17 protein-coding genes and 1 riboswitch are annotated in these 22,307 nt (G+C 39.7%); of the genes, 2 read left to right on the top strand and 15 right to left on the bottom strand.

The window, feature by feature from the left end:
• Positions 1-39: 39 nt before the first annotated feature.
• The 9 genes from N7931_RS06135 to N7931_RS06095 all read right to left on the bottom strand — a co-directional run bounded on the left by N7931_RS06135 (position 40) and on the right by N7931_RS06095 (position 13,220).
• Positions 40-2,793 carry a hypothetical protein gene (locus N7931_RS06135; protein WP_262792682.1) on the bottom strand — a complete coding sequence of 918 codons (2,754 nt, stop codon included), beginning with the start codon at positions 2,791-2,793 and terminating at the stop codon, positions 40-42.
• A gap of 164 nt (positions 2,794-2,957) precedes the next feature.
• Positions 2,958-4,745, bottom strand: a complete 1,788-nt coding sequence (gene atzF / locus N7931_RS06130) for an allophanate hydrolase (RefSeq protein ID WP_262792681.1) — start codon at positions 4,743-4,745, stop codon at positions 2,958-2,960.
• 3 nt (positions 4,746-4,748) lie between these two features.
• Complete coding sequence (gene uca / locus N7931_RS06125) at positions 4,749-8,351, bottom strand: urea carboxylase (protein WP_262792680.1); 3,603 nt, start codon at positions 8,349-8,351, stop codon at positions 4,749-4,751.
• 126 nt (positions 8,352-8,477) lie between these two features.
• Positions 8,478-9,116 carry an urea amidolyase associated protein UAAP2 gene (locus N7931_RS06120; protein WP_262792679.1) on the bottom strand — a complete coding sequence of 213 codons (639 nt, stop codon included), beginning with the start codon at positions 9,114-9,116 and terminating at the stop codon, positions 8,478-8,480.
• A gap of 12 nt (positions 9,117-9,128) precedes the next feature.
• A complete protein-coding gene (locus N7931_RS06115) occupies positions 9,129-9,839 on the bottom strand; it encodes an urea amidolyase associated protein UAAP1 (protein WP_262792677.1) in 711 nt (236 codons plus the stop codon).
• Entirely contained in the window at positions 9,836-10,618 is a 783-nt protein-coding gene (locus N7931_RS06110; RefSeq protein WP_262792676.1) for an ABC transporter ATP-binding protein, read from the bottom strand. The genes N7931_RS06115 and N7931_RS06110 overlap by 4 nt, the downstream gene beginning before the upstream one ends.
• Positions 10,615-11,439, bottom strand: a complete 825-nt coding sequence (locus tag N7931_RS06105; RefSeq protein ID WP_262792675.1) for an ABC transporter permease — start codon at positions 11,437-11,439, stop codon at positions 10,615-10,617. Before N7931_RS06105 ends, N7931_RS06110 begins: the two co-directional genes overlap by 4 nt.
• Before the next feature lie 19 nt (positions 11,440-11,458).
• Positions 11,459-12,490 (bottom strand): putative urea ABC transporter substrate-binding protein, encoded by a 1,032-nt coding sequence (locus N7931_RS06100; protein ID WP_262792674.1) that lies wholly within the window; start codon positions 12,488-12,490, stop codon positions 11,459-11,461.
• Positions 12,491-12,546: 56 nt separating this feature from the next.
• A riboswitch (guanidine-I (ykkC/yxkD leader) is annotated at positions 12,547-12,710 on the bottom strand.
• A gap of 342 nt (positions 12,711-13,052) precedes the next feature.
• Entirely contained in the window at positions 13,053-13,220 is a 168-nt protein-coding gene (locus tag N7931_RS06095; protein WP_262792673.1) for a DUF2061 domain-containing protein, read from the bottom strand.
• A gap of 202 nt (positions 13,221-13,422) precedes the next feature.
• On the opposite strand from N7931_RS06095, the gene N7931_RS06090 reads away from it, so the two are divergent.
• Positions 13,423-14,541 carry a hypothetical protein gene (locus N7931_RS06090; RefSeq protein ID WP_262792672.1) on the top strand — a complete coding sequence of 373 codons (1,119 nt, stop codon included), beginning with the start codon at positions 13,423-13,425 and terminating at the stop codon, positions 14,539-14,541.
• Positions 14,542-14,547: 6 nt separating this feature from the next.
• Here the strand turns inward: N7931_RS06090 and N7931_RS06085 are convergent, their stop codons facing one another.
• A complete protein-coding gene (locus N7931_RS06085) occupies positions 14,548-14,865 on the bottom strand; it encodes a hypothetical protein (RefSeq protein ID WP_262792671.1) in 318 nt (105 codons plus the stop codon).
• Positions 14,866-15,028: 163 nt separating this feature from the next.
• Between N7931_RS06085 and N7931_RS06080 the strand changes: the two genes are divergently transcribed.
• Positions 15,029-16,567, top strand: coding sequence for a carbon-nitrogen hydrolase family protein (locus N7931_RS06080; RefSeq protein WP_262792670.1), 1,539 nt, complete (start codon positions 15,029-15,031; stop codon positions 16,565-16,567).
• Positions 16,568-16,674: 107 nt separating this feature from the next.
• On the opposite strand, the gene N7931_RS06075 is transcribed toward N7931_RS06080, so the two are convergent.
• The 5 genes from N7931_RS06075 to mutY form a co-directional block, all read right to left on the bottom strand.
• Positions 16,675-17,712 carry a DUF4382 domain-containing protein gene (locus N7931_RS06075; protein WP_262792669.1) on the bottom strand — a complete coding sequence of 346 codons (1,038 nt, stop codon included), beginning with the start codon at positions 17,710-17,712 and terminating at the stop codon, positions 16,675-16,677.
• 156 nt (positions 17,713-17,868) lie between these two features.
• The gene (locus tag N7931_RS06070; RefSeq protein WP_262792668.1) at positions 17,869-19,845 is read right to left on the bottom strand and encodes a DNA topoisomerase III; all 1,977 of its coding nucleotides are present in this window, start codon (positions 19,843-19,845) and stop codon (positions 17,869-17,871) included.
• A 60-nt stretch (positions 19,846-19,905) separates the two neighbouring features.
• Positions 19,906-20,955, bottom strand: a complete 1,050-nt coding sequence (locus N7931_RS06065) for a sensor domain-containing diguanylate cyclase (protein ID WP_262792667.1) — start codon at positions 20,953-20,955, stop codon at positions 19,906-19,908.
• A 20-nt stretch (positions 20,956-20,975) separates the two neighbouring features.
• Positions 20,976-21,248, bottom strand: coding sequence for an oxidative damage protection protein (locus N7931_RS06060; RefSeq protein WP_262792666.1), 273 nt, complete (start codon positions 21,246-21,248; stop codon positions 20,976-20,978).
• A gap of 9 nt (positions 21,249-21,257) precedes the next feature.
• The gene (gene mutY, locus N7931_RS06055) at positions 21,258-22,307 is read right to left on the bottom strand and encodes an A/G-specific adenine glycosylase (protein ID WP_262792664.1); all 1,050 of its coding nucleotides are present in this window, start codon (positions 22,305-22,307) and stop codon (positions 21,258-21,260) included.

Here is a 22,307-nt window from a genome sequence, read left to right as displayed (position 1 = left end):
GGCAACCACTCAAACCAATTCTCTCAAATAACGAGCAAATTAAAGCGGAATATTAAATCCTGCCTGAAATTGATTTTGCTCTGTCACAGTATCATCGTCACTATAAATGTATTGCACACCAAAAATAACATTCATTTTATTCATTAGTAACAAATCAAAATCAACCCCTAAAACAGCCTGATTAATTTTAATATCAGTTAAGTTATTTGCCTGTTTTATATCAAACTGGCGCATTGCTAACGTGAGTTTTTCACGGCGTAATGAAATAGGCGATTTAAACGAATAAGCAGATAAATTAAATACTTTTGAGGCTGATATTTCTGCAAAGCTGACAGATTTAGCATACACATCATCAATTAAAGATGGCATGGTAAAACTGCTGGGATCATTATTGATAAAATCTATATTATCTTTTAATTCAACACCTTTACGTAACAGTGGATCAATAATGGTTAAATCTGTCTCAGCATATTTAGCTTGTGCCTGAAGATAAAACTCATAAGGTAAATCGGTTGATAACAAGAGCTCAGCACCGGTTATCTGACTGCCTCTATCGTCAACAGAATAAGCAGATAACATGAATGCTTTGTTGTATAGCCAGCTATGGCCATAATGTTCAAGCCGGTTTAATTTTAAGGCTAAAGAGACAGGTTCGCGTTCGGCTAACTGATAATCTTGATAATAATTGGCATCCAGCTCAGCTTGCCAAAAGCCAGTTTGCAGAAATGGAAAACGTAACTGAGCCGCAACCCCGAACTCTCTAGTATCCTGTTGTGATTCATCTTCAAAGCCATCATTTGCGACATAAAAAGCATTAATACCGGCTAATACAAAAGATTGATTATTGCTAAATCCAACCCCGATCAAATCGCTTAAATCACTGTCGCGCATCGCCCAAAATGCAATTTGAGTCCGGTCCAGCGGATCAGAAATTTGTGCGCTAATACTATAAGTGGTTTCAACTTCATCTTCGTCATTATCACTTTCTTTGGTGACTGTGGATAAAGCAAAATGGCCTGCGCTATATTCCAAGTTATTAAATACACCGTATTTATGCTCAGTTGTTAATGTTTTATCTGTGGTTTTGGCCAACTCAATTTTAGCGTGGTGGGTTTGAGGCTGTTCCGATTGTTCGGCTGAGTTATCCCACAATAAGTTAACAACATAAGGCGATTGAGTGTTGGGGGATAATGATTCTAACGTATAAATATATTCATCGGCAGTCACAGAGGTCGCCAAAATTTTATCGCCTGCAAGTTTGGCATCAACAATATTATCCGCTGCCAATACCCGTTCAACCTGGCCGTTATTTATCCGATATAAACTGCTGCCAAATTCGCTGTTGGCAATAAAATAAACTCGGCCTTGTTTATCAACATCCGCAACAATCCCGTAATAGCCTTTAAAACGAGTTAAAACTTGCCGGTTTTTATATAAAACCCGAGTATCGCCTTGCTGAATAAAATAATACAGCGAATCATTGTCAACGATAACCGAAGAGTTAACCTGAGCATAAAAGCTATCTCCGATATAAAGCTGAGGCTGATCAAATGATTTAGCACTGTCAAAATAAACCGCACGGCCATCAGTTAAAAATCCTTGAATAATTTTACCCTGAGTATCATCTTTTATTAGCCCGTCATCGTCATACAAGCCCTGATAAGTTCGCCATACCGAGGTTCTTCTAGCAGAAATTGCATAGTTTTCATCATCCAGTTTAAATACTTTGCCCAGATCTAAACTGCTGGTTTGTTGGGTTAATGCTCCGTTATTAATCTGGTATTGGTTCAGCTTTGGCGCGCGTACTGCGGTTGGGTTAGTTAAAAATAAAATCTGCTCTTCCTGACGATTCATTTGGCTGAAATATTTTGAGCTTGCCAGTTTTTCACCACTGGCAAGCGTCATTTTTTCTGCCTGTTGCTGGCTTGCATAAACCCAGTCAGCAAAGCTGTTATTAAAATTAATACCCAATGTATTTTGCATGGGACGGTTCACCATAAATGGCCAAAACCAATAACGAGAGCGGTTTTTAAAATATTGATTAACTTTGTCTAGCCCATATTGTTCGGCAAGATAATATTGATATTGCGAACCAAAAATATAAAAACCTTCGCCATAAGGAAAATTAAGCGTGGCATTGTATAAACGCTCAGGTGTTAAATAATTTGCTTTGGCATGAACATGAGTCATTGCCCGATAGCGCCCATTATACAAGCGGCCGCCATTACCGTGACCGGACTCATTTAAAACGGCATTGCCCTCAAGCAGAAAGCTGGATTCAAAAATATTAGGCGTGATCGCCGGAAAAACCGGAGTGAATAAACTGCCGTTTTTGAGCACACTAAATAACGAACGGGAAACCGGATTATCTTTAGCATTGGTTTGGTAATTATGTGCGGTTTCGTGGATTAATAGGGTATCTAACCATGAAGTTGATGAAAAATAATCAACTCTTTGTGCACCGCCTAAATAGTTAATTTGACGGTTAAGTGGAAACTGGGTCGAAAAGCCATTGGCAATTTGGTTATAAGACGACATTAAACCCACATTTAACCTATCATCCAACGCAAATCCAAAGGTTTTTTGATAATACTGATGAATATGTGGTTCTAACGCCGCAGCTTGCTGCGCAAATGTTTTGTTTTGCTCGGTAAAAATAAGCTTAGTATGTTCGGTTTCTGCGGTGTAATAGGTTTGATCATTGGCAACCGAAGTCGAATTTTGCCCCACCAAAGGCGCAGCCTGTAAGCCAGCCGAAAATAAAATAAAACCTAACCCAATATATTTATTCATTTAAATCCCTTTATGTGTGCAGATAGAGTCGATATAGATAGCGCAGATATTTATCCGAAATCATAGCAGATGAATGTGAATAAATTATACGTTTTTTAGATGGGAAAGTGGGTGGGGAGATTGATAGGAAGAATGGTGGCTTACGGAATAAGCCACCAAATAATTTATTTACTCGCTATATATTTGCGCCAGCTACCAAATTCACTGATGTTTTTACCACTTTGAGCTGTGCTTTCGGCAATAAAACCACTCACAAATTGGCCGTTTGCAAGTTCAACTTTACCTATGCCTAACGGCTCGGCAATGCCTTTTACAAACGAGGCAAAATGCTCAGTTGGCATACGCCATACTTCTACTTCAAAGCTTTGGCATTCACCGCTTGAGCGGATCAGCGCCGGACGTTCTACTTGCCCCGGTACTGAATACATTTGATAAGCTTTGGCTGTGCTGGTTTTTTCAATTAATAACGCGTTGCGTTCAATTAATTGCCAGTTCAGCGCCATGCCAGATAAATGGGCGCCACATACCGCTAAATCAATAAAACCAGCGTTATCGTTTGTATTAGTTTGCTCTGCGTTTAACGGCCAGTTGGTTGCACCTAAGGTAAACTGATTTTGCTGCATAATTTTATCAGCATAAGCCAATAAACGTTGATCCTGCATTGCAAAGCTAAATAACGTAATCCCAAATGGCATTTTGTTATCCGTAAATCCGGTTGGTACTGCAATAGCTGAAAAATCCAATAAGTTCATAAAGTTGGTGTAATAACCCAAGTTTGAGTTATAACCGATTGGATTTTCGTTAATTTCTTTACGGGTATAATGTCTGCCCGCGGTTGGCGCAACTAAAAAATCGACCTGCTCAACTACTAAATCAGCCTGTTTTTTCAATGCCTGTAATTTATATAAGGCTGAAAAGCAATCGGTTGCTAGCGGTTTATTACCCGACCCAATAATAGTGCGCGTAACATCCAACATCGCTTGTGGATTATTTTCGATAATCTCTTGCGTCGCCAAATAACGCTCAGCGACCCAAGGGCCTTCGTATAATAATTTAGCCGCCTGTAACATAGGGGAGAAATCCAGCACTTTTTTCTCGCCGCCTAAAGCTTCAAGTTGAGCAACAGCTTTATTAAATTCAGCCTGATAAGCATCGTCACCAAAAAAGGCTAATTGCTCAGCTAAAGGAACAGCAAAACTGAATTGGGCTTTTGTCAAAACTGGTTTTTGGTTTGCTAGTGGGTTTTCACGCGAATAACAGTCTTCACCGTCATATTGAGCGGCAATTTGCAAAACTGTATTGGCATCAGTTGCGGTTAGCGCAAAAATGCTCACACAATCTAAACTGCGACAAGCTGGTACAACACCAGAGGTTGATAACAAACCTTTGCTGGGTTTTACGCCAACTAAATTATTAAAACAAGCTGGCACTCGGCCAGAACCGGCTGTGTCTGTGCCTAATGAAAAGCTAACCGCACCTAATGCCAGTGCTACCGCTGAACCTGAGCTTGAACCACCCGAAATATAATCCGGATTAAATGCATTAGGAGTTTCGCCATAAGGTGAGCGTGTGCCAACTAAGCCGGTGGCAAACTGATCTAAATTGGTTTTACCAATTGGAATCGCCCCTGCTTCAATTAACTTTTGTACCACAAAAGCTGATTTTTCAGGGGTATAGCTAAATTCCGTGCAGGCGGCCGTGGTCGGCACACCCGCTAAATCAATATTGTCTTTTATTGCAAACGGCACACCATATAACGGATGAGTTTGTGGTGATTTATCTTTTAACCCATCTAAATACGGTTTTATTTCGGCATCGTTTAACAAATAAATCCACACCGCCTCTTGTTGCTTAGCATAGCCAAGCAACTCAGGGATTAACGTTTGCGGCATTAATGTGCCAGATGAATACGCCGCCTGTAATTCACTAATGGTTAAATTGGTTTGATTCATTAATTAACCCTCCAATACCATTAATGCCTGACCAGCGTGAACTTGCTGACCTTCTTTAACTAAAATTTTGACAATTTTAGCTGGCTCAGTTGCCGCAATATCAATTTCCATTTTCATTGATTCAAGCACAATCATAGATTCGCCTGAGCCAACTTGTTGTCCGGCTTCGCTGGTCACTTTCCAAACGCTACCGGCTGCGGTTGCTTCCATTAAATACTGGTTATCCGCAAGTTGAATTTCTTCACTTTTTTGCTCTGCATCAGCTTCAAATGAATAGTTTAACTGACCCGTGCGCTTCCATTCTGCCATTTCAGCAGCAAAAGCTTGCTCACGTTGTTTGGTAAACTGTTCAATTTCAGTTTCGTTCTCTTTCCATTGTTGAATTAGCTCAGGCATAGAAACCGTGGCAGTTTCAATTTTTGGCTGCCATTTGCCTAACGGGAAATCTTCACGGATTTGCATTAATTCTTCATGGCTGACCGGATAATATTTAACCTGATCAAAAAAGCGTAATAACCAAGGTTGATTAAATACAGCATTGCTGCGGTAGCGGTTCCACATTTGTACGGTACGGCCAACAAACTGATAACCACCCGGACCTTCCATACCATAAATACACATATAAGCACCGCCGATACCCACTGAGTTTTCGGCTGTCCAAGTACGTGCAGGGTTATATTTAGTGGTCACTAAACGGTGGCATTTATCCAGCGGGGTAGCTACTGGAGCACCTAAATACACATCGCCTAAACCTAATACTAAATAATTAGCGTTAAATACAATATCTTTAACCTGTTCAATGCTGTCTAAACCATTAATACGTTTAATAAACTCAAGGTTAGATGGACACCAAGGCGCATCTTTACGTACCGATTGTACGTATTTATCAATTGCTTCCTGACAGGCTTTGTCGTTCCAGCTTAATGGCAGGTGCACAATACGCGATTCAAAACTTAACTGCCTGGTATCGCCTAAACCTAAATCAATTTCTTTAATGGTTTTAATTAACTCGTTTACGTCAACAATCAGGTTTTCGTAATGCACCTGTAATGAGCGAATACCCGGGGTTAACTCTAAAACACCATTAATATTTTTAGCTTGTAAACCTTCTAACAATGCCTGTACACGGGCACGTAATGTTAAATCTAAAACTAATTCGCCATATTCAACCAATAAGAACTTATCACCCGCAGCGCGGAAGACTAAGCCCGGCTCACCATCATCGGTTTCTAGTGTATCTAAAATTGGCGTGGTGATAGCTGCTGGCACATAATCACAAGCTTGTTTAGCCAAGTTGTCGATTTGGGCATTTTGCGCTACTTCAATTTGTTTTGCTGTGGCTAAATCAACCACTTCAAAATTTAAGTTATCACCGGCTTTTAATTGGCCTAACTTCCATAAATCCGCACCAATCACGGTAAACGGACAAACAAAACCACCTAAACTTGGGCCATCCGGGCCTAAAATCACTGGCATATCACCGGTAAAATCGACTGTACCGAATGCATAAGCATTATCGTGAATGTTTGACGGATGCAAGCCTGCTTCGCCACCGGTTTCACGTGCCCACTCTGGTTTTGGACCAATTAAACGAATACCGGTACGGCTTGAGTTGTAGTGAATTTTCCAAGTATGCGACTGAATGGTTTTAATATCGTCTTCAGTGAAAAAGTCTGGCGCACCATGTGGACCATATACTACGCGTAATGTCCAGTTGTTGGTTACCGGCGCAATTACATCCTGCGGGATTTGCTTAACCGGCTGCAAGCTGGTTTCTTTAGGAATCGATAAAAAGTCACCCATACGCAATGCACGGCCACAATGACCACCAAACTGACCTAACGTAAAGGTGCTTTTGCTGCCTAAATAATCCGGACATTGAATACCACCGCTTACCGCTAAATAAGCACGCGCACCAGCAGCCGTCACTTTACCTGTTTTTAAGGTTTGACCGGCTTTAACAGTAATAACTTGGTGATTTTGCTGTGGCTCGTCATCTAAGCTAATTTCAATTTCCGCACCCGTGATGACTACCTGACAATCCTGATAGAACTTTAAGCTTGGGCCTTGTAGGGTAATTTCTAAACCGGCGGCATCTTCAGGGTTGTTTAACAAACGGTTAGCTAAACGGAATGAATAAAAGTCGAATGGACCTGATGGTGGTACACCAATATCCCAGTAACCGGTACGTGCAGGGTAATCCTGAATGGTTGTCATAGTTCCGGCTTTTAATACTTCAAAACCAGCAAATTTAGCCTGAAAATCATTTAAGCTGCGGGTAAAAATTTTGCCTTGCTTAAAGCTGTCGTCAGCTAAAATTTGCTGAACATAATCAATGTTAGTAATAACACCATAAACTTTAGAGTCGGTTAACGCTTTATCTAATTTGGCGATTGCAGCATCACGGTTATCTGAATGCACAATCACTTTAGCAATCATGGGATCAAAAAATGGCGACACCGTTAAACCTGCTTCAACCCAGTGATCCACTCGGGCGTCAGCTGACGGCCATTCAACCTGAGTAAGTAAACCGGCTGAAGGCTGGAAGTTTTTCGCTGGGTTTTCAGCATAAATACGCGCCTGAATTGCGTGACCAACAGGTTTAATTGCATCTAATTCAGATAAATCTAATGGCTGATTTTGAATGCTTTCGCTATAAGCCACTTTTAACATCCACTCAACTAAATCAACCTGATAACACATCTCGGTTACACCGTGCTCAACCTGTAAGCGGGTGTTAACTTCTAGGAAATAGAATTTGTCTTGATCGTGATCGTAAATAAACTCAACCGTACCGGCATTTAAATAATCAATTGAAGCCATTAAGTTTTTAGCTGTCGCTAACATAGCGCTGCGTGTAGCGGATGGTAAGTTAGGTGCTGGTGTTTCTTCAATCACTTTTTGGTTACGACGTTGGCTAGAACAGTCGCGCTCACCTAAAGTTACAACCTGACCAAAACCGTTACCAATAACCTGCACTTCGATATGGCGGGCTTTTTCAACAAATTTTTCGACAAATACACCGTCGTTGGCAAAGTTTTGTGCGCCTAAATGTTTTACGTTAATAAAGGCTTTTTCAAGCTCACTAACTGAGTCACATCTTTGCATACCAATACCGCCGCCACCGGCTGTGCTTTTTAGCATCACCGGAAAGCCAACTTGTTCTGCATATTCAACCAGTTCTGCTAAATCAGCAATCAAACCACTGCCTGGTACTAAAGGTACATTCGCTTTTTCGGCAATTTCACGTGCCTGATGTTTTAACCCAAAATCAATCATTTGCTGAGCGCGCGGACCAATAAAACTGATATTTTGTTGTTTTAGTTTGTCAGAAAAGGTCGCGTTTTCACTTAAAAAGCCATAACCCGGATGGATCGCCTGCGCGCCGGTTTGTTTGGCAATTTCAATTATTTTGTCCTGATTCAAGTAGGTTGTCGCTGCTGCACCTTCACCTAAGCTATATGCTTCATCGGCTTGTGCAACATGCAAAGATTCTTTATCTGCTTCTGAATAAACGGCAATACTTTTAATGCCAAGTTGTTTTAAAGTGCGAATAATACGACAGGCGATTGCGCCACGGTTTGCGATTAGGACTGTATTAAACATAATATTTTACTCGTCTTTGCGGGTCGTCCCGCATCAAACTTTAGTTCCCGGGTCGTCCCAGTTACTATGCCTTACGGCTAATTCCTTAACTCTTACTTCATTTTAAGTTCAATAATGAAGTTAAACTTATTCCCAAATTAATACTTCAATTGGGGTTGGGTTATAAGCATTACATGGGTTATTTAGCTGCGGACAGTTAGAGATTAAAATCACAATATCCATTAACGCTTCTAACTCAACATATTTGCCTGCACCACTAATACCATCTGCAAAGCTCAATTTGCCGTCAGCAGTTACCGGTACATTCATAAAAAAGTTAATGTTGTGGGTAATATCTTTTTTGCTCAGGCCCAACTCTTCGTTTTCAGCAATGGCTAATAACCAGCTATCGCGACAAGCGTGCATGCATTTTTTTTCAAGCGCATAGCGCACAGTATTACTTTCGGTTGCACAAGCGCCGCCTACGGTATCGTGTCTGCCACAAGTGTCGGCAACAATTTTCAGCATTGGGTTACATTCGTTCGACATTAATACGCTGCCAGCGGTTAAATATAAATTGCCTTGCTCACGAATGGTGTCGGTTGCGCTGTAACGCTCACTTGGGTCATTGGCGTTATAAAATAAAGTGTCAGCAGCCTGATTGCCTTCTAAATCTAAAATGCGAACGGTCTGGCCTTTTTTGATAACTTTTAAATAATAATCACCGGCATCAACCACATCACGATTAAATGCTTTTTCGGCTTGTAATGAACTTTCGATAATCATGCAATTAATTCCTTAAAGACCTAAATGATATAAACGGTTGTTTTCGTAACCACGCTGATTTTCGGCGCATGAGTTTTTGCATAAATCGTCATCTGCAACTGGCTCAGATTTAACAATTTGATACTCAACCTCAAACTCCGGATACTCGGCTGCATCATTTAGTGGATGAGGGCAGGTGTGAAATAACACTAAGGTGTCCATTTCAAATCTTAGCTCGATAAAATCACCGGCTTTAGATTGCTCAGCTGCATAAGTTAAACCGCCTTCGTCATTTGGCTCTACTTTGCTGAATAAATTTAAATTAGCGGCTAAGTCTTGCTTGTTTAAACCGTATTTGGTGGCCTCAACTAAAAACGCATCGTTACCGTTTTGTTTCCAGTTATTTCTGTGGTTCTGGTAATCACGTTTGCCCCATTTTTTTGCAACCATAGCCGCATTGCTGTTACCACAAACCGTATCGTGCCAGCCAAAGCTATCGTCGGTGATCGCACAAAAAATGCGTCCCATGTCTGAATATAAACAGTGACCTTTAGTGAGTTTAAAGGTGTGCTGACATTTTAAGGTGTCCGGTGCGTTGTAACGCTCTAATAAGCTTTCCGGGTTATAAAATAAAACACCAACATTAGCGCCACCGGTTTTGTCAATTAAACGCAGGCTAGTGCCGCGTCGCATTTTCATTGACCAGTGTTTGCCAGATGGCAATGTGTCTTTGTATAAAATCATGAATTTACTACCTTTTGTGAAAATTTTTCGGCAATTGCCTGACCTTCAAGCTGTTTTTTGGAATCATTCAACTTTAGGTCGTAAGTGATTTGTGCGCCGTACGCTGTAGGTGCCTGCGGATCGTGTCGCACTTTGTCAAATACCCAAAGACGAGAGCCCAATTCAAAACCTTCTTGAATATCATGCGTTACCATAAAAATAGTCAGTTTGTTCTCTTTCCAGACTTTGCGGATAAGCTGGTGCATATCTTTACGAATGCCCGGATCGAGCGCGCCAAACGGTTCATCCAATAATAAAATTTTGGGTGATTTCATCAGCGCCTGAGCAATTGCCAGACGCTGCTGCATACCGCCGGATAACTGATGTGGGTATTTATCAGTCGCATGGCCTAAACCAACCGCCTGAATAAATTCGAGTGCCTTTTGTTTTATCTGCTTTTTTTGTTTGCCAAAGGTACGGCCTAAAAAGCTAGATGCGGAAAACTCATCTGCAATCATCACGTTTTGTAAAACGCTTAAATGCGGAAATACGGAATATTTTTGAAATACAATGCCGCGCTCTTCGTTTGGCTCGGGGGCAATTGGTTTGTCGTTTAATAAAATTTGACCTTTAGTGGCTTCTTCACTACCTAAAATCATTTTTAATAAGGTGGTTTTGCCACAACCTGAAGCACCCACCATTGAAACAAACTCACCTTCTTCAACGTTTAAATTTAAGCGCTCAAGAATTTGCACCTCACCGTAGGATTTCCAGACATTATCAATTTTTAACAAACTCATTTGCCTGCCTCCTGATGGTGATACCAAGGGAAACACAACTCAGACATTTTGCGCAGGCTAAAATCCATTGCAAATGCTAGTGCCGTAATCCAAAGTACATAAGGTAAAATCACATCCATTGACATATAACGACGTACTAAAAAGATGCGATAACCTAACCCTTCTTGTGCGGCAATCGCTTCTGCGGCAATTAAAAACAGCCATGCTGTCCCTAATGACAATCTAACAGCGGCAATTAAACGCGGCATAATTTGTGGTAGCACAACACGAATCGCAACTAACCAAGTTGATGCACCCAAGGTTTGCGCTTTAATTAAAATCTCGGATGGTAACTGGCGCACATGCGACTGAATATCACGAATAATCACCGGCGCTGTACCAATAATTATCAGCATTACTTTAGCTAATTCGCCTAAGCCAAAACTGATAAATAAAATTGGTAAAATGGCCATCGGTGGTATCAGCGACACTATGGTAATCAGTGGTGAAAACCCTGAGCGGAAGATAGGTAACAAGCCCGATAACATACCAAATAGCAAACCGACTGCGGCGCTAATGCCAATGCCGATGCAAATTCGGTATAAACTTGCGCCTGTATCTACCCAAAATAAATACTCACCACTGCGCTTATCTTCGGTAAAAGCCATACGATCAACAGCATCTGAGATTTGGGTAAAACTCGGTAGCAATTTGTCGTAAGGGTTTTCAGCCAATCGGTCATTTGATGCTGTCCAGTACAGCATCAAAATCACAACAAATGGCAGAATGGCAAGAAAACCTTTAAGTGAACGAGATGGCTCTATGTTCATTAACTTTTTCATAATTAACTTCTAAGCTTATTTATAGTTTGCCTTCAACAGCCATTTGCATATAACTAGGGTCAAATCTAAGTTTGATATTTTGTGGATTACCAATGGTGGTAAATGGGGTTTGAATACCAATAAAGCCTGCATCTGGCGCGCCTTCACCTAATAAACCGTGGTCAAATGAAAACTCAGCAACGTATTTCATGGTTTGTGCAAGTTTTGGATCTTTAGTGAAGCTAACAGCGTCTTTTGCGGTATAAAACATTTTGGTGCTGGCTAACTGAGCTTTATAACCGGCTAAGTCAGTACCGGATGCTTTAGCCATGTGATCTAATACTTTATCGTCGCTCATTTTTTGCATTATTTCGTACCAAGCACCAACTAATGCTTTACCAAAATTAGGGTTAGCTTTTAACGTATCTGTATGAACAACCATTAAGTCGATGATTTCACCCGGAATATCTGACGAATCAAATACTTTATTGGCGCTTGGTTGTTTTTCAATTTCAGATAAAAGTGGATTCCATGTCACCACTGAAGTCACATCTTTAGTTGAGTAAGCTGCAACTAAATCCGCATCTGCGGTATTGACTACATCAACATCACGCTCAGATAAACCAACTGATTCTAAACCGCGAGCTAATAAATAATGCGATACGCTTAACTCAACCAAGTTGATTTTTTGGCCTTTAATATCGGCTAATTTGGATTTGTCTTTTAAAATGACCCCATCATTACCGTTGGAGAAATCACCTACAATTAATGCTGTGGTGTCAACAAAGCTAGCGGCAGGAATGGTTAATGCATCCATATTTGTCATGCTACATGCATCGAATTGGCCAGCCGTGTATTGGTTGATTGATTCAATATAATCGTTGATTTGAACGACATCTATTTCAATATTGTATTTGTCAGCCCATTTTTTGATGATGCCAGAGCTATCACCATACTCCCAAGGCATCCAGCCAACATAAATTGACCAACAAATTGAAAATTTATCTTTTGCAAAAACGTTCGAGGTGCTAATTAAAGCGAGAATTAGGGTTAATATTTTTATCTTTTTCATGTTGCGCTCTCCAAGTTGACACGGTTTTCAGGGCACAGGGGTCCTAATTAAATTGAACCTCCCGGGCTTTTGTCCCGCCGTGTAACCTTTGCTTTCGCAAACATAAAAGATAATACACCTATGTGATTAAGTTTTATGTGGCTAGGTTGGCAACTCTCGGACCAGACACTTGTTTATTTACCGCTCATATAAACAAACCGGAACCCTAGTCACCTGTTTAGCACTATGCTGGTTCAATTAATTTGAACCCCTGCACTTTTACTGTAAGCATAAACTCGGCCAGCTTTTTATTTTTGCTAACATAAAAAATATAATGCTATGATTTATTGTGTTTTTTTCTTTTTTATTGATGAGGGTTAGGAAAGAGGTTTATTCAACTAACATGTAAAATTAAAGAGTTATTTTGGTGCAATGCGTTTTCTTGGTGCATCCTGTTAGACGCTTAAAGTTAGCCAGTCAATAAATAGAACTGAACTTTATTCGACAAAATCTCTGGTTGTATAAATGAATTAGCGTAGAAAAGCGATTAAGTAAGCTTTGAACTACGTTATCTTTTAAATATTTATTCAAAACGCTCCCAAATTTTTTCATGAAAATAATAAGCAATGGTATTAACTGCAGGTTCAATTAAGGCGATGGCGCCACCAATAATCATATCTCCGGTTAATAGCCAAGCTACTCCAAAAGCAACTGAAAAGTGCATAACAGCAAAAGTAATTGTTTTAATCATAAATACCTCCATGTAAATGATAGTTATTGTCACTTTAAATAAAAACAGTATTTTTTCGATTAAACTTATTAAAAAAACAGATGAATGAATTAAATTAGTATCAGGAGGAGTATGTATGCCGTATGTTTTTACCACAATTCTTTGAAAACTCACTATAATATGAAAGCACAAGCCAATTAATCCACAAGAGAAAGAGGCCGCTATGAGACAATCTCAAGGGAAACACTTCAACACAGCTAAACTTTATTCAAATACTTTTTTTGCTACTGCTTTATTATTAAGCCCTCCTTTAATCGCATCCCCCAGTTTATCTGGCGGTATTTGGTTTAATTACCGTTATGTCGATGATAATGAAAGAGACAAAGATACTTATGGTGATGTCGCCGATGAAGCTTTAGTGCTTTATGTTGACGATACAGCCGAAAACCGCCCTTGGTCATTATCTGCTGAGTTGCGAATTGGACCGGGTTCATTTACCAGTCCGGCCAATAATTCCAGCGGTGATAATTTTGCTTTGCATAAAGCCTGGATTAAATATCAGCTTGATGAGCAAAGCGCAGTTTATATTGGCAAAAGTCAGGTGCCATTTGGTTGGAAAACCGTTAATTTTTGGCCGGGAGATATGCTGCATGGTGGTTACGGCGACCAAATGGACGTGGGTTTAAAATATTCGGGTAAACAAACTGGGCTGGAATATAACTTAGCTTATTATCATGCTGATGATTGGGGGGAAACCAGCACAGATACGGTTGATGATAATGGCCATTGGGGTACTTCTAATACGTATCGTAAAATTCAAACCTTTGTTGCCGATGCTAATTATCAGTTAACTGAGCAGCATAAAATTGGTTTGTCTTTACAAGCGGGTAAATTGCAGGATTTAACCGGGTTGGAAACTGCAGTAGGTCAAAGCCCTGATCCGGTCGATGGCGAGCATAGCGCTGCTGCTATTTATTACATTGGCCAGTTTGATCAATTTTATACCAAAGCTCAGTTATTCACGGTTAACCGTGAATTGCCAGAAAATTATTATGTAGCTAATGGGCTGGCAAAAGAAATTAAAAACAATCGTGCCGCAATTGAACTTGGCTATAAAAAAGATAAATGGTTTATGTACTTAAATGCAAGCTGGGCTAAAACAGATACACAGGGGAATAATGCCGATGGGGTATCTGCATTTTCGCCCGGGGTGAGTTATAACTATGGGCCGGGCTGGTTTTATTTAGAGTATTTAACTCAAAATGGGTATATTGATGCCAATGGTGATGTTGGCGAAGGCGATTTTTCTGCGTTGTATGCTTCGGTCGATTATTACTTTTAGTTTGCGCTAAATCGTCACATCTATTAATGAACCCACAACATTTGCATATTCGTCTGGCAGTTTATTGGCTGCCAGCGAATTATTGGCATTAACTGAAAACGACACTAATTGATCGGTTATTTGGTTGCCATCGTTTAAACCAGATAATAGGTTAGAGGTGAGGCCAATTTGTTGTTTGGCAACACCGGCAAGCAATTCTTCTTTTGAGATGGCCTGATTATTTAATGATTGATTTGTTACTTGCTGAAGCAAATTATTAGGCTGATTAAACGTATTGGTTAAAATACTGGCATTTAAACCGCTGGTGACATTATTAATTGACATAACGACCTCAAATCTAATCTGTTATTTTAAAATATTTTATATTAATTGCTGGATTATTGCGCTAAATAGAATGAAACCCGGTGTAAATAAAGTGTGATTCTGTCAAACTTTAACCACAGTCAAAAATTTATCATCTATCCCTAAAAGCATTAAAGGATCTTATATGAGTCTTACTGATCTCCATTTAAGTTTAATTAATCTTGAGCCTGAACATTATGGGCAAATCAAAACCTTGATGGACAGAGTTTATAACGATATTGGCGGAGCCTGGCCTGAACATACCATTATTCAGCTAATTGAAGATTTTCCGGAAGGTCAGCTTGGCTTAATGGACGAAGATAAATTAGTTGGTATTGCGCTTTCTGTATTAGTCGATTACGACAGGTTTAGTAACCCACATACTTATGACGATTTAATTGGTCCACAAAGTGAAATTTTAAATAACTCAAATGGTGACGCTGTGTATGGTCTGGATATGTTAATTCATCCGGATTATCGTGGTTTTAGGTTAGGTCGCCGCTTGTACGACGCGCGTAAAGAGCTATGCCGACAATATAATTTAAAAGCCATTTTGGCCGGTGGCCGAATTACGGCTTATCACAAATATAGTGATGAATTAAAACCGACTGAATACATTAAAGCGGTAAGCCGTAAAGAAATTTACGATCCTATTTTAACGTTTCAGCTATCCAATGATTTTCAGGTAAAACGTTTATTACGCAAATATTTACCGGAAGATGAAAAGTCTGAAGGTTACGCCACTTTGTTGGAGTGGAGTAATATCATGTATGAACCGGAAGCTGCAGTGGTCGATACCCGCGCAACTCAAGCCAGAATTGGGGTTGTACAGTGGCAAATGCGTGAAGTCGCCAGTTTTGAAGAGCTTTTACAACAAGTTGAATATTTTGTTGATGCGTTATCTGAATATGAAAGTGATTTTGCTTTATTCCCTGAGTTTTTTAATGCGCCACTAATGGGATTATCGCCAGATAAAGACAGAGCCGCCGCGATTCGTTATTTGGCTGGTTTTACTGAAGAATTTTGCAATCAAATGTCGCGCATGGCAGTTAGCTACAACATCAATATTATTACAGGTTCAATGCCTTTATTGGAAAATGGACATTTATATAACGTCAGTTATTTATGTCGTCGAGATGGGACAATTGACGAGCAAAGAAAACTACACATTACTCCACACGAAAAATGGGCTTGGGTTATTGAAGGTGGCGATGAATTAAAAGTATTAGAAACCGATGCCGGAAAAATCGGTATTTTAATCTGTTACGATTCTGAGTTTCCTGAACTGGCTCGAATTTTAAATGAACAAGGGTTAGAAATTCTGTTTATTCCATTTTGGGTGGATACCCGCAATGCGTACTTACGGGTGCGCCATTGTGCTCAGGCTAGAGCGATTGAAAATGAATGTTATGTCGCAATTGCCGGTAGTGTCGGTAATTTACCGAGTGTCGACAGTTTAGATGTTCAATATGCGCAGTCTGCGGTATTTACCCCATCTGATTTTGCATTTCCGCACGATGCGGTTTTATCTGAAAGTACCCCAAATACCGAAATGCTGTTATTTGCCGATGTTGATTTAGCTGCGCTGAAAAAACTCAGAGCCGAAGGCGCAGTAACTAACTTTAAAGATAGACGTCAGGACTTATACAAAGTGCAGTGGATTAAAAATAAGGCGGAGAGTTAAAAAGTTAAATAAAAAAGCGGCCAGTGATTACTGGCCGCAGCGCTTTATTTAGGAGACGATAACGGGGAGTTACGTAAATTTATAAAGCGGCTTAAACTGACGGAGATTTATTGAGCCTGAGCCTCAGTTTCAACATTAATCTCTACTTCAATAATGTCGCCCAATGCTAAGCTGGTAGAGCTGGTCACATTGGCTTCAACATTAACTGGCTCGCCTTTAAATGCATATAAACTGAAATCTTCATCCATATTTTCAGCATCATCTAAATGCGATACACAGGTATAACCTAATGAATAATCGCCCTCACCAACAAAACCAAATTCAAAGTCATAATCGCCAGTTTCGCTGTTCATTACTAAGCTAGCTGTTGCATGCGGTGTTAGCTCTGAATCTGTATCATCAATATCCAGTGCAGTTTGTGCGGTTACATCATCATCGTATAAATAAACAGCATGGCCAAATTCACCACCGGTTCCGGCAAAAGAGGCATTATCGACTTCACATGCGCCTATCACTTCTGCGCTGATTGAACCAGAGATATGACCAGAGGAAATTAAGTTTTCTAAACGAACACCTGTTGGTTTTAATTTAATATCCTGATTATTTTGTGGATCAACCAATGAACGTTTTAAGTCAAATTCTACAACAAAGCTATTTTCGCCTTGATTCAACTCAAAATCATTGAGCTGGATTTCACCTACACCATCATTGCCTTTTCGACTAACGACTAATGGTCTTACACTAGCATCTTCAAACACAATATGACTGGTTTGAGTGATGTCGGCTTCCGTGCCATTCACTATATCCATACGAATCCATTGATAATCACCAGCTTCAACTTCTAAATTCGTTACCAGTTGATATGCTGCACTTCCTTGAAAATCCAGTAGGTTAATTTTTTCCGGCTGATTATTTTCGTCTGTTGTTTCAATTACAGTATCTTCACCTGCGTCATTACGCAGGGTAATTTGTTTTACAAAAATATTAACCTCAGATGCACCTTCAACTGCTGCATCTGATACACCTAATGAAAACTTGGCGCTTTGTTCACTACCTTCGTTATTAGAATCATCTGAACTACCACCGCAAGCTGCGAGACCTAATGCTAATGCAACGGCTGATAAGGTTGGTTTTAAATGTTTCATATATACTCCCGAATACTTCTAATGTTTCGAATCAAGTTCGTAATAAATTTAAGACGGGAATTTACGATTAAACAACACTGCAGCAACAAAACTGTGTAGAGCTTCAAACTTTAGCTTGGGTGGATGTGATCGGGTTGGCAAAAATTACGCTAGTTATTAGGATGATTTTGGTTTGTTGCTGGCCGATTTTGTTCGTTTTTTATATCTGGACGTGAATTTTTTAGTCGTTCTTTTTGTTATTACAGGTTGGTTTTTGGCTGCTTGTTTTAATGCCTCATTAGGAGCTTGCTTCGCTAATTCAACCAGTTGTTGTAGGTTAACCAATAAAGGCTCAATAAAGCTTTGATAATTAAGCTGTCGCTGGCAAATGGCTTCCAGCGATGCTTCCCATTGAGCTGTCATATCCGGCAGGGTTAATTGTTCGGGCAGGCTTAAAACTAAAGCTTTGCCGGTTTCGGTGGCTTTAATTTGTTTGCCGGAGCGAGTTAAAAACTGGCGTTTAAACAGGAGTTCTATTATGCCCGCGCGAGTTGCTTCTGTGCCTAATCCATCGGTTTCTTTTAAAATTTTTCGAATCTGAGGATCGCTGACATAGCGCGAAATACCTGTCATTGCGGCTAATAAACTGGCATCGGTAAAAGCTTGTGGTGGCTGAGTCATTTTTTCAATTAATTCGCCGTGGGTGCATAAATAAATATCACCGGCTTTTACTTTTGGTAATTTATTTTGATTAGTGGCACTTGGCTCATTTTTATCTGCTTGTTTATCAATTTTGCTGCCAATTAATGTTTTCCAGCCTAAATCTGTGGTTTGCCTATGCTTGGCGATAAATAAACCATTTTTAATTAAACACTCAATACTATTGTCTTGATATTGCCAAGGTGGAAAAAATTGCACTAAATATTGTTTACAGATTAACTGATAAATTTTTTGCTCGTTATGGGTTAACTGGGCTGAGCTTTGTTTAGCGGTTGGAATAATGGCATGGTGCGCATCTACTTTACTGTCATTCCATGCTTTACTTTTTTGCGATAAATTAGCCTGCTGGCAAGCTGTTGCCAATTCACTGGCATTGTTGGCAATTGCTGCGCTCACTTGTTTGGCCTGAAAAAAATGCTCGTTAGGCAAATAACGGCAATCAGATCTTGGGTAAGTAATCAGTTTATGTTTTTCATATAAACTCTGGCACACCGATAGCGTATCCTGCGCGCTAAGAGAAAATATTTTGGCTGCATCAATTTGCAGCGCGGATAAATTATAAGGCAGTGGTGCAGCTTGCTTTTTATTCGTTTGCTCTGCTTTTTTTATTAATGCATCCTGACCTTCAATTTGTTTGACCACATGCTCGGCTAACGCTTTGTTTAAAACTCGGCCTTCTTCATCTAAATGAGCGGCGCAAGCTTCGCTTGGTTGCCACTTAGCGCTAAAGCCTGTGGTTTGATTAATTTTTACATGTGCAAACACCTGATAATAAGGCTTGCTAACAAATTCATCTATGGCTTGATCGCGTCTAACCACCAAACCTAACACAGGGGTTTGCACACGGCCAACCGATAATACATTTTGATAACCGACCTGCTTGGCTTGCAAGGTGTAAGCTCGGGTTAAATTTAGCCCAAATAACCAGTCTGCGCGGCTTCTGGCTAAAGCCGAGGTTGAAAGGGCTGCAAACTGTTTATTATTTTGTAATTTATTGAGCGCTGTTTTTACCGCGCTAGGGTTTAAATCGCTAATTAACAGCCTTTGGGTTTGCGCCAGTTTTTGCTGATTAACTTTAAAATGAGCAAATACTTCATCTACTAATAGTTGACCTTCACGGTCTGGATCGCCAGCATGAATTAATTGATCAGCTTGTTTAATTAATTGAGATAATACGCTGAGCTGGCTTTTTGTTTTGGGTTTGGCTTTTAACCGCCATTGGCTCGGAATAATCGGTAAATCAGTTGCTTTCCATTGTTTAAATTCTGGTTGATAGTCTTGAGGCTCAGCATTTTCCAGTAAATGACCAATACACCATGAAATACAATCGCCATTAGCCAGTTCAATATAACCTTGCTGATTTTTTTGTGGCTTAGGTAAAACCGCCGCAATAGCTCTGGCTAAACTGGGTTTTTCAGCGATATATAATTTCATGATAAATTAACTGGATATAAAAACAGTTAATTTATCGTGTTTTCCTTATTATTTCCAGCCCTATACGACAGAGTATTGATTTCTACCATTGGCTTTAGCCATATATAGTGCTTTGTCTGCACGTGCCACTGTATGATCTATTTTTAAGTCAGAAGGTGAAACTTGAGTAATACCAATACTGACGGTTAGACAAATATTTTCTGATAATATTGGCTTGGCTGTTTGATGACTTATTTTATTAATCAAATCAGCTAGGTTTGTAGCATCACTTGCTTGCTGGCATGGGTAAACAATTGCAAATTCTTCTCCACCAACTCGAGAAAATAGAGCATCTTTAGGGATAATATCTATAATATTTTGGCTAAAAGCTTTTAATACTTCATCCCCAACAGGATGACCTAATGTGTCATTTATTTCTTTAAAATAATCCAGGTCTATCATTAGGATAAAAAACTTTTTATTTGATTCTAACCAAGCGTGCATTAATTTATTTGCAAAACTAAAAAAAGCTCTTCGATTTGCAATACCTGTTAGTTCATCGGTAGTTGCTAACTTCGTTTGGGAGTTGAGTTCATGGTAAACAAATAAAAAAGGTGCTAACAAATTGGCTAGGTTAACCAAGTAACACAAATGATTATGCGTATAAATATCGCTTTTGCTGTGCGCTATATTTATTGTTCCGAAACAAACTCCTGCTTTTATTAAAGGGACATCTAAACAGGTAGTTAGTCCATTACCATAAAGCATTTTGCAATCGTCAAATTTAGAATCTGCAGTGCAAATTGCAATATCAGCCTGTTGGCTTTCAAATACTTTCCCTACAAATGTGGTCGCAACTGGAATATCAAGCGACTTGGCAATTGCTGAGTTCCCTTGAAATGAATAAACTTTGAGGCGTTCTTTATCTTTGGCTGAAAAGGTAATACTAGCACGTTCTGCTGGTAATAATTGTGGTAACCAAATTGTGATACAGTTAAGAGTATCATCTAAATTTTTAGCTTCGTTTAATCGTTCTATAAAATGAACCGGAATTGATATACTCATACCCTTTGACATGATTCCTAAAACAAAGTCAGGCTTTGAGTTTAGCCTAACTTTATTTTTTCTCATAGGTTGAAAATCGTATAAACTTATTTTTCCGGCGGGGTATAACCTTCAATTTCTACATCTTTGCCTTCAAATAAAAACTCAATCATGGCTTTCTCTAAAAAAGCTCTGTCGTCTGGGTTCATCATGCTCATTTTTTTCTCGTTAATCAGCATGGTTTGTTTTTTCTGCCAAAGCGCAAAAGCTTCTTTGGAAATATTATCAAAAATGCGTTTACCGATTTCACCCGGATAAAGCTGAAAATCTAATCCGTCGGCATCTTTTTTAAAATACTGACAATAAACTGTACGTGACATAGCGACCTCTTAATTTTCCGTTAATTCGGCTAATATTTTTTTGGTTGGAACTGACATTCCAAAATCTGCTTCGGATTGTAACTCAAACCAGCGCTCAGATGTATCCCGAATCGAATCCTGAATATGGCTTATGTTAGCCACAAGCGGAGTAATATCGAGATGATAATGGGTAAATGTGTGCCTAAAATCCGTTAATTTAGCTAACTTATCCACTTTTACTGAAAATAACTGCTCAATTTCAGCACCGGTTAACAAACGCTCTGATTCTGGCAGGGTAAATAAACCGCCCCAAATACCTGTTGATGGGCGTTTTGCCAGCAGCACTTGTTGTTTATATTTTAGTGCCAGCATAACAGTGCTTTTTACAGGTTTTTCTTTTTTGGGTTTAGATACTGGCAATTGTGAGGTTAGCCCGAGTTGATAAGCTTTACAGCTTTTAATTAAAGGGCATTGCTCGCATTTAGGTTTTGAGCGGGTACAAATTGTTGCCCCAATATCCATCATCGCCTGATTAAAATATTCAATGCCGGATGCTGGGCTAACTTCTTCGGTATATTGCCACAATAAATCTTGGGTCTTTTTTTCACCAGACCAATTTTTAACGGCAAAATACCGGCATAAAACCCGTTTAACATTGCCATCTAAAATTGGATAAGGTTTGGCTAAGGTGAGCGATAAAATAGCTCCAGCAGTTGAGCGGCCAATGCCGGGTAAAGCTAAAACCTGCTCAAAGTTTTGTGGAAATTCGCCATACTCAGCCATCATAGTTTTTGCTGCTTTGAGTAAATTTCGAGCTCTGGCGTAATAACCTAAGCCGGTCCAGAGTTGCAGTACATCATCTTCGTGGGCGTTGGCTAAATCAGCCAACGTCGGAAATTTTTCTGTAAAGCGCTGAAAATAGGGGATGACAGTGGTGACTTGAGTTTGCTGAAGCATAACCTCGCTCAACCAAGTTGTATAAAGCGTCTTATTTTGCTGCCAAGGCAAGTTTTTACGGCCGTTTTGGTGATACCAATTAATCACTGCATCACCAAATGTTGTGGTTTTATTTAAGCTCAT

Source organism: Catenovulum sp. 2E275 (assembly GCF_025515275.1).
In the GTDB taxonomy this organism is placed as follows: domain Bacteria; phylum Pseudomonadota; class Gammaproteobacteria; order Enterobacterales; family Alteromonadaceae; genus Catenovulum.
The sequence above is the reverse complement of the archived record's forward strand: the minus strand, read 5'-3'. Positions and strand labels throughout refer to the sequence as shown.